We start from the raw sequence: 9,244 nt of genomic DNA on the forward strand, positions 1-9,244 counted from the left end.
GTGTGCTCCCACGCGTCGGCCAGCCGCAACAGCGCCGACTCGTCCGCCCGCCTGTCAGGGAGTCTTGAAGCTCACGAGCCAGGCGTCGTGGTCCGTGTGGCTCATGCCGATGCTCTGACCGGACTGGAAGGCGAGGTCATTGGTGGCCGTCACGTGCTGCACGTCGCCGTCGCCCTTGCGGTACCACCCGGACGGAACGCAGTTCTGGACGTTGGGGGACCCGCCGTACTTGAGGTTGAGATCGCCGGCGACGACGCTCGGATGGGCCCCCGCCTGTGCTCGGATCCCCGGCACGATGCTGCTCATCAGGGACACGCACTGGTTGAAGGCCACCGTCGAGTTCGAACTCGTCAGATGCGTGGTGCACCCGTAGAAGTCGCCGATGGCGTAGGTGCACGCCCACGACCGTTCCTCTTTCGAGGTGGTGTCCTGGGTGGGGGACCCCGCCGTGCTGTCGGGGTAGGCACCGCCGTAGACGTCGACACCGGACCAGTCGGCCGCGGGTACGTGTCCCAGGATGCCGTTGCCGTACTCGTCGCCGTTCTTGCAGTGGTAGGCGCCGCCGGTGCTGCGGTCGCCCGCGGCCCTGAACGTCCAGAACACCCAGTCACCGGCGGGCCAGGCCGAGGTCATGGCGTTCAGGAGCGAACCGCTGACGTCTGCCTTGCAGATCTCGTTGAGCGTGACGAGATCGGGGGCCTTGGAGGTGATGACCCCGGCCGCCTCGGGTACCGACTGGCCGTTCTCGTAGCAGCCGGCGTAACCGCTGTTGCAGAGGTTCATCTGCAACTCCCGGAACGGATAGCCGCTGGGCAGCGCCTGCGCCTTCGCGGCCGCCCCGCCGACCGGGTCCGCCGACGCACGTCGGGCGCCCGCGCAGGTGCCCGAGCCGCGGTCGCAGGTCACCTGGCCCGAGGCCGGCACGGATAACCGTACGGTGGTGCTCTGTGCGGGAGCCGGCACCGCGGCAGGTGCCGGCTGCGGAGCCGCCATCCCCGTGCCGGTGAACAGGGCGACCGCCAGGCCGGCGGTGGACGTACCGACGACCAGCCGCCTTCGCAGGTCCGCGTGGAAACCGGCCGCACGGGGACCCTCGGATCGTTCGCGCACGATGCCTCCCTCAGGTGATCTCAGGTGATCTCAAGTGATCGCGGAATACGCGGTCCGGATTATGCCGCGCTCCGCCGGAGGCCGTGCGGTTTCCCTGGAGGCGAGGGCTGCCCACGACACGCCGACGCCCTGCCTCCGGTACGGAACCGGACGCAGGGCGTCGGCGCGCGCTGCCGTACGTCAGCGATCGGCGGCGTACGAGACGAAGGTGGCCCACTCTCTCGGGCCGAAGGCGAGTTGGGGGCCCTGCTTGTTCTTCGAGTCTCGGACGTGGGTGGCCTCGTGCGTGAAGGCGACCTCCACGCATTCCGGGCCATCACTGGTGCTGTAACTGCTCTTGTACCACTCCAGCTCGGAATCGTTCCCGGCCGAGGGGTTGGTCATCATGTCTCTCCCAGCACTTTTTCGATGAAGGCAAGCGATTCACGGGGCGTGAGGGCCTGGGCCCGGATGATGCCGTAGCGGACCTCAAGGACCTGGATCTCCTTGGGGTGGGAGATGAGGCGGTTGGTGAGCTGCATTTCCGTGTGCGCCACTGTGTCCCCGCTCTCAAGCCGCAGCAGCTGGAGCGATCCGTTGAGACCGGCGTGATCCTCGCAGTTCGTGGGCATGACCTGGATCTCCACGTTCCGTTGCCGTCCGATCTCCAACAGCCGTTCGAGCTGCTCGCGCATCACCATTCTGCCCCCGAGAGGACGGCGCAGAGTCACCTCTTCCAGGACGAATCCGAAGATGGACCCAGGCCTGCGCTCGAAGACTTTCTGTCGAGCGAGCCGTGCTGAGGTGAGCCGTTCCAGGACCTCGTCGCTGAGGACTGGTCGGTGCGTCCGATACAACACCCGCGTGTACTCCGGTGTCTGCAACAACCCGTGAACGACAGAGTTGGCATAGGCGCACAACTCGACGGCCTCGCCCTCCAGGTTGGCCAGATCCCGAACCTTCTTCGGATACCGTGCCTGCTCCACGTCCTCCCTGAGCGCGATGATCACCCCACCGGCGTCCAGCACCCGCTCCGCCTGCTCAAGGAACTGTTCCTTCGGCGCCCTCCGCCCCTGCTCCACCGAGGACACCTGCTCCTCGCTGTACCCGATCTCCTTGCCGAACTGCGCCTGGGTGAGCCCCTTCCGCTCCCGGCACTTCTTGATGACCTTGCCGACCATCCGCAGGACCGCCGCCGACTCCTCGTCGTCGCCGCTCGTTTCCATCCCGTCGCCGACAACCGGCTCCCGTTCCCGTCCCGTTGCGCCCACGATCCACCGCCTCCGTGTGTTGTCTGAGCACAACGCCCCGCGGGTCCGCCGGGTCACGTGTCGCCGCCCGTACAGAACCGGGCGCCATCCGGACAGTGACTCTGCGTACTCCAGTAGTTACCTCGCGGCGTAGTGGCGGCTGGACAACGTACGCCGGCGATGTGGTCGGGAGCGTCTCGGCCGGCCCGGCAGGCATCATCGTGCCCGTGGCCGGGTACTCGACGACTCCGAAGACCGTGCCTCATCAGGCGCCAGTGCCCCCGGTCGGTGACCGCCCCCTGCGAGAGGTCTCTCATGCTGAGGATGGAAGGAAACCGGGCCCTGGTCCTCCGTGCGGGAGCACGTGGCCTGGTCGCCGCCATGGCGATGACGGGCAGCCGCACCGTGACAGCCGCTCTCGCGCCGGAGGAACGGACGCCGCCCCAGGCGATCGTGGAGGAACATGCGCCCGTCGCCGTCCACCGGCTGACCGCCTACCAGCGGCAGGCGATCACGGAGCTGCTCCACTGGGCGTACGGCGCCGGCGGCGGACTCGTTTTCGGTCTGTTGCCGCGCCGGATCCGGGGCCTGCCGGGTACCGGCGTGGTCTACGGACTGGTGATCTGGCTGGCGTTCGAGGCGGGGATCGCCCCACTTCTGAAGATCGAGCAGGTGAAAGAGCGGCCCGTGCTCTGGCGCACCGCGGTGGCGCTGGACCATGTGCTGTACGGCGTGGTGGTGGCGGGTCGGCTGGCACCGGAGCCGGCGGTGCGCGTTCCTCGCGAACATCAGGGCCACCGCTGACCGGAAATACCCGGGCCATCGCTGACGGTGACTGCCCGGTCACTCAGTGCGTCCGGGCGATCGGGTATCCGGTCAGCATCGTGATGGTCGAAGAGCCTGGCGGGTGCCCTTGCGGCGCAAAGGGAAACGGGCCGTGGGGGCGCCCCCCTCGGCCGGTGACCCGACCGCTCCCACGACCGGCTGTCCCAGGTCGTTGACCAGTACAAACGTCGGCGTGGACGGGCGATGCCAACGTCCCGGTAGCGCCCAGCCGACGTCGCGGTGAACGGAAAAGCGGCTGGTTCGACAGCCGCGTAACAGCGGGCAACGCCCCCCAGGGGACGTGGGTCGAACGGGGTGCTCGGCACGGTGTGCCCCCACGCGGGGCCGCACGTGCCGCGTTCCCACGTCCTGATGGAGAGAAGACATGCGCACACGCCCGCTGCCCGTGCGGTTCGCCGCCACCGCCCTGCTGACCCTCGCGACGCTCGCGGCCTCGACGTACGCCGCGGCACCGGACGCCGCCGCGTCGGACGACGGATACGTGGTCACGTTGCAGTCGGACCCGGCGGTGACGGACTACGACCGGCGTCACACCGACCTGTCCGGCACCGTCACCCACACCGACGGCACCCCCGTGGCCGACGCCGACGTCCAGCTCAACGAGTTCCTCGTCTTCGACACCTGGAACCCGTGGGGCGACCCCATCGACCCCGAGTACCTGGAGACGAACCCGCTGGGCACCCTGCACACCGACGCGGACGGGGGGTTCGGCCTCGCGGACGTGCTGGTGGACCACGTCACGGACAGCAGCCTCATGAACTCCGCCCACCAGGTCCGTTTCGCAGCCGTCTACGACGTGGACGGCGATCCGAACACACCGCAGGACTCCTACTACGGCGAGTCCACCATGGACGTCGACGCCGTCCCCAGCACCCTCACGTACCACGTGAACAAGACCACGGTGCACGCCGGAGACACCCTCACGGTCACCGGCACGGTCGACTGGGCCGACGGCCACGGGCCGGTCGCCGGTACGGAGGTCTTCCTGCGGACGTACTACGAGAACGAGTACCGGGTGAGGACCACCACGGACGAGAACGGCACCTTCACCCTGTCCGCGCAGGTCCGCGACTACGACAACGAGTTCGTCGTCTTCTCCGCGCCCCGCGACTACTACGTCGCCGGCGTGAGCCGGACGCTGCCCGTGACCAACAAGTCGTAGTCCGCCGTACGCGCGCGGCGCCGCCGCACCCGACCGGTGCGGTGGCGCCGCGGGCCCTCTCGTACCTGATCACCAGGACGTGGTGGCCGGGAGAGCCCCGTTGCCGCCGGGGTGCGCCACGGCTAGCATCGGCGCGCTCGTGCCGTCCGGTCCGCCGCTGCCGCCTGGTTTCAGGGGCCGCTCCGGGGCCCCTCGTCGTTGGAGCGTGCCGTGAGACGAGTCCTTGCGCTGCTGGTGTGCCTGAGCGTCGCCGCGGTCGCCGCGGCCGGGCAGGGCGGCGGGGTTGCCCGGGCCGCGCAGGCGGACGACGCGATCACCTCGGGGTCGTACGCGCTCAGCGCGCCGGCGACCGGGCAGGACGCCTACGGGATCGCGGTGGCGGACGCAGCAGATGGCGCCGTGCACTACGCGCAGGACGCGCCCTGCCAGGTGATGGTGAAGAACGGCGCGCAGGAGACGGACCTGGCCGCCGGGTACTCGACCGTGTCGACCGGCGCGAACAGTCTCACCGGCACGTGCACGCTGACCACGGCGCACGGCAGTGCGTTCCGGTTCACCGACACCTACACCGTGCAGGACGACACCGGTGCCTTCCGGCTCGCCCGGAGCGTGGCGGTGACCGCCACGGCGGCGGCCGACGAGGGGTTCGGGTCGCGGTTCGTGCTCGGACCGCGGGACGCCGGGGGCATGGCCGACTACCGGTTCTTCTCGCCGGGGGTGTGGTACGACCACAACGACTACGCCGGCACGGACGCCATCGGCGGCGACCCGGGCGACGCGTACTTCTACTACCGCGAGACACGTGCCGCGCTGCCGCTGACGATGATGCAGGACGCGGCCGGCGGCGCGACGTTGGCGCTGGCCCACGTCGACGCGCCGGCCGACTCGTCCGACGCGTCGGCCGGCTCCGACACCAGCACGGACTGGCTGGTCAGCGCCGCCTTCCGGTACGCCTCCATCGGCGCGCAGCGGACCCCGGCGACATCGCTGGCCGTGGTCTACCCGGGGACCGAGGGCAACGCCGTCTACGACGCACCGGCCGGCACCACCTTCCGCCACCGCAGCAACCCGGTGACCGACGGCTTCACGCAGAAGTACACGATGGTGATCAAGGCCGGCCGGTCGGACGGCTTCGACGCGGCGATGCGCGGCACCTGGCGGTACTTCTTCGACCTCTTCGCGCCGCAGGCCCAGGCCGCTCCCGACGCGCAGGTCTACACGGCCGGGATCAACCTGCTGAAGTCGTACGCGGCACAGGGCACCGGCCGCGGCGTGCCGTTCCGCACGGCCCTGCCGGCCGGGACACCCGCGGACGGCGACTGGAACTACCAGATGGGCTACGTGGGCGAGCAGATCCCCCTCGGCTACGAGCTGCTGCGCTACGGCACCGAACACGGCGACCCGACGGCCACCCAGCAGGGCACGGCCATCCTGGACTTCTGGGCGCGCACCTCCATGACCCCTTCGGGCCTGCCGGCCACCTGGTTCGACGAGGCCGCCGGCGGTGGCTACCGCAACGACCCCCGGTACTGGAGCAGCCCGCAGCCCAGCTACCTCCGGCAGGTCTCCGACGGCATGGAGGGCATGGTGGAAGCCGCCCGCTACCTGCGTGGCCGCGGCACACCGCGCACGTCGTGGGAGAACCTCGCCACCGGCTACGGCAACTGGCTGCTGCGCAACCAGCACGCCGACGGCTCCTTCGCACGCGCCTACGCCTACGACGGCAGCGAGACGTACCCCAGCACCCTCAACACCACCGACCCCGTCCGGTTCCTGGTGGACCTGTCCTTCCTCACCGGCGACCAGCAGTATCTGGACGCCGCCCGGCGCGCCGGCGCGTTCGCACGGTCCACGATCAGCGGGCCGTTCCACTACGTCGGCGGCACCGCGGACGAGGAGCGCACCGTCATCGACAAGGAAGCCGGTGTGCAGGCACTCAACGCCTACCTGGCGCTGTACGACGCCACCAAGGACCCGGCGTGGCTGACGGCGGCCACCGCCGCCGCCGACTACACCGAGACCTGGATGTACGCCTGGAACTTCGCCGTGCGGCCCGGCGGCCCGGCGTCCTGGCAGCAGCGGACCGCCGCACTGGGCACCACCGGACTCGGCCTCATCAAGACCGGCATGTCCGCCGCGGACAGCTACCTCTCCTACACGGCCGACGACTACTACCGCCTCTACCTGTTCACCGGCGACCGGCACTACCACGACGTCGCACGGCTGCTGGCCGGCGCCACCAAGCAGTCCACCGAGGTCGGCGGCACCATCGGCTACGGGCAGCCGGGCCTCCAGGAGGAAGCCACCACCGTGGCCGGCTTCGTGCACGCCCCCACCGACCCGGGCACCGGAACCAGTTGGTGGCTGCCCTGGCTGACCGTGTCCCAACTCGAGCCCTACGCCGACCTCCAGGACATGTTCGGCAGCATGACCATCGACGACATCGACGCACTGCCGCTCAGCCAGCGCCAGCAGATCAACGAGACCTATCCGCACCGCGGCACGCCCACCGGCCAGGGCACCACCGACGTGACCAACGCCGGTTTCGAGTCACCGGGGGCCTACACCACCGGTGGCCAGGTACCCGGCTGGCGCACCTGGACCCCGGACGGCGGCGCCAGCGCGGACGCCGCCTTCACCGAGAGCTACGGCGACAGCCACAGCGGCTCCTGGCACCTCGCCCTCTACAAGACGGGCCCCTTCGCACTCTCCGCCTACCAGGACCTGCCCCTGGCCAACGGCACCTACCAGATCACCGCATGGGTGGAGAGCAGCGGCGGCCTGCGCGAAACCCAGATGGAAGTGCACAACCACACCTCGCCGGACGCCTTCCTCAAAGCCCCGATAGCGCCGACCTCCGGCGGGTACCAGCAGGTTTCCCTCACCGCCACCGTCACCACCGGCCTGCTCACCGTCGGCTTCTGGGCCGACGACCCCACCGGCGGCCACTGGGTGCGCGTCGACGACGTGCAGGTGACGGCCCAGTGACGGCCGAGTGACGGTGGCCACCAAGGCACCACCCCCGCGTCGTCGAAGAACCGGCCCGTCGGCCCGCCGGCGAACGGTCCTCAGCGCGTCACGTCTCCGACTCCAGCTCGTCCAGCAGCAGGTCGAGCGGGTTGTCCGCGGCAGCCGTCTCGATACGGGCGATCAGTTCCCGCAGTGTCAGCTCCTCCAGGAACAGTCCGATGGGGACGTCGATGCCGTGGTCGTCGCGGATCCGGCCGACCAGGTGGACGGCGGCCAGCGAATCACCGCCGGCCGCGGTGTAGGTGAGGTCGAGGTCGGTCGGGCCCTCCAGGCCGAGCACCTCGACCAGCAGGTGGACCAGGGCGTCGGTGCGGCCGCCGGGGGCGGTGGCCGAGTCCGTTCCGGTTCCGGTGTCCGGGCCCGCCGCGGGCTCCGTCGCGGTGGGGACGGCGGCGGCCACGGGCTCCGACGCCGGCCGCCGCAGCCGTAGTGCGCCGAAGGACGGGCCGGCGAAGGTGCGGGCGGGGAGCGCGGTCCGGCGGGCGACGCCCGGGCGCGGCGGCGGGGCCTCTTCGAGGACGACGTGCACGTTCGTGCCGCCGATGCCGACGGAGGTGACACCCGCGCGGCGCGGCCCGTCGTCCGGCGCCGGCCAGCCGGCGGCGGCCGTCACCAGGCGGAACGGGGTGCCGTCGCCCCGCAGGTCCGGGTGCGGGCGGGTGACGCCGGCGGTGGGCACCAGCGTACGGGCCTGGAGCATGAACGCCGTCTTGGTCAGTGCGGCCACCCCGGCGGCGGCGTCCAGGTGCCCGAGGTTCGCCTTGACGGAGCCGAGCGCGATCCGGCCCGCGCCCGCCGCGCCGAACGCCGCGGCCGCGGCCGCCAGCTCCACCCGGTCGCCCAGCTCCGTCCCGGTGCCGTGCGCCTCCAGGTACTGCGCCTGCGCGGGTTCGAGACCGGCCGCCGCCCAGGCCTCCGTGATCGCCGCCGTCTGACCGTCGACGCCCGGCGCCGTGAAACCCACCTTGCCCGCGCCGTCGTTGGTGACCGCCGTGCCACGGATCACGGCCCGGACGGGATCACCCGCGGCGAGCGCGTCGTCCAGGCGGCGCAGCAGCACCAGCCCGACGCCGTTGCCCGGTACCGTGCCAGCGGCCCGCTCGTCGAAGGGGCGGCAGCGTCCGTCCGGCGAGAAGATCCCGCCCTGCTGGTACAGATAGCCGCGCGGATGCACCGCGTCCACGGCCACGCCGCCGGCCAGTGCCGTGTCGCACTCGCCCACCAGCAGCGCCTGCACCGCCAGGTGCACCGCCGTCAGGGAGGTCGAGCAGGCGGTCTGCACGCCGACGCTCGGCCCGTCCAGGCCCAGCCGGTAGGAGATCCAGGGGGCGAGGAACTCCCGGTCGGTGAGGATGCGCACCTGCATCGCCCCCAGGGAGGCGGCCGGTTCACGGCCGGTCTGCGCGGCGAGGTGGTGCTCCGTGGCGCCGCCGCCGACGTAGACGCCGGTGCGCGCGGGCGGCTTGCCCGGATCGCAGCCGGCGTCCGCCAACGCGGCCCAGGCCGTCTCCAGCAGTAGCCGGTGCTGCGGGTCGAGCGCGGCCGCCTCGGTCCGGGAGAAGCCGAAGTGCTGGTGGTCGAAGCGGTCCGCGTCGGCCAGCCAGCCGAGCGTGGGCACGTAGGCGGGCCGGCACACCTCGTCTTCGGGGAGCCCGGCGGCGAGCAGCTCGGCGGTGTCGAAGTCGGTGAGGGAGCAGACGCCGGCACGGAGGTTGTCCCAGTACCGGCCGAGGTCGCCGGCGCCGGGGAACCGGCCGCTCATGCCGATGATGGCGACGGCGTCCGGGCCGGGGGTGGGGTCGTCGGTCACTGGGGGCTGCCTTTCCGGGGTCGTGGTCAACTCAGGTTTTCCTTGCGCTGTCCGCGC

General features: G+C 71.1%; 7 protein-coding genes. 3 read left to right on the forward strand and 4 right to left on the reverse strand.

Translation table 11 applies throughout. From position 1 onward, the window contains the following. Positions 1–54: 54 nt before the first annotated feature. The 3 genes from NQO67_RS30550 to NQO67_RS30560 all read right to left on the reverse strand — a co-directional run bounded on the left by NQO67_RS30550 (position 55) and on the right by NQO67_RS30560 (position 2,315). Positions 55–1,110 (reverse strand): hypothetical protein, encoded by a 1,056-nt coding sequence (locus NQO67_RS30550; RefSeq protein ID WP_255953556.1) that lies wholly within the window; start codon positions 1,108–1,110, stop codon positions 55–57. A gap of 180 nt (positions 1,111–1,290) precedes the next feature. Further along, positions 1,291–1,494 (reverse strand): DUF397 domain-containing protein, encoded by a 204-nt coding sequence (locus NQO67_RS30555; RefSeq protein WP_374119201.1) that lies wholly within the window; start codon positions 1,492–1,494, stop codon positions 1,291–1,293. After that, on the reverse strand, positions 1,494–2,315 hold the full coding sequence (locus NQO67_RS30560; protein WP_255953595.1) for a helix-turn-helix domain-containing protein: 822 nt from the start codon (positions 2,313–2,315) through the stop codon (positions 1,494–1,496). Before NQO67_RS30560 ends, NQO67_RS30555 begins: the two co-directional genes overlap by 1 nt. Positions 2,316–2,663: 348 nt before the next feature. Here NQO67_RS30560 and NQO67_RS30565 point away from each other — a divergent pair, with 348 nt between their 5' ends. The 3 genes from NQO67_RS30565 to NQO67_RS30575 all read left to right on the forward strand — a co-directional run bounded on the left by NQO67_RS30565 (position 2,664) and on the right by NQO67_RS30575 (position 7,335). Then, positions 2,664–3,143 carry a DUF1440 domain-containing protein gene (locus NQO67_RS30565; protein WP_255953558.1) on the forward strand — a complete coding sequence of 160 codons (480 nt, stop codon included), beginning with the start codon at positions 2,664–2,666 and terminating at the stop codon, positions 3,141–3,143. A 406-nt stretch (positions 3,144–3,549) separates the two neighbouring features. Further along, positions 3,550–4,347 carry a transthyretin-like family protein gene (locus NQO67_RS30570; protein WP_255953559.1) on the forward strand — a complete coding sequence of 266 codons (798 nt, stop codon included), beginning with the start codon at positions 3,550–3,552 and terminating at the stop codon, positions 4,345–4,347. A 210-nt stretch (positions 4,348–4,557) separates the two neighbouring features. Next, positions 4,558–7,335 (forward strand): hypothetical protein, encoded by a 2,778-nt coding sequence (locus NQO67_RS30575; RefSeq protein WP_255953560.1) that lies wholly within the window; start codon positions 4,558–4,560, stop codon positions 7,333–7,335. Between the two features lie 88 nt (positions 7,336–7,423). Here NQO67_RS30575 and NQO67_RS30580 read toward each other — a convergent pair whose 3' ends face one another. Then, positions 7,424–9,187: a beta-ketoacyl synthase N-terminal-like domain-containing protein gene (locus NQO67_RS30580; RefSeq protein ID WP_255953561.1), complete on the reverse strand. Its 1,764-nt coding sequence runs from the start codon at positions 9,185–9,187 to the stop codon at positions 7,424–7,426. Between the last annotated feature and the right edge of the window lie 57 nt (positions 9,188–9,244).

The organism is Streptomyces odontomachi (assembly GCF_024435355.1).
Classification (GTDB): domain Bacteria; phylum Actinomycetota; class Actinomycetes; order Streptomycetales; family Streptomycetaceae; genus Streptomyces; species Streptomyces odontomachi.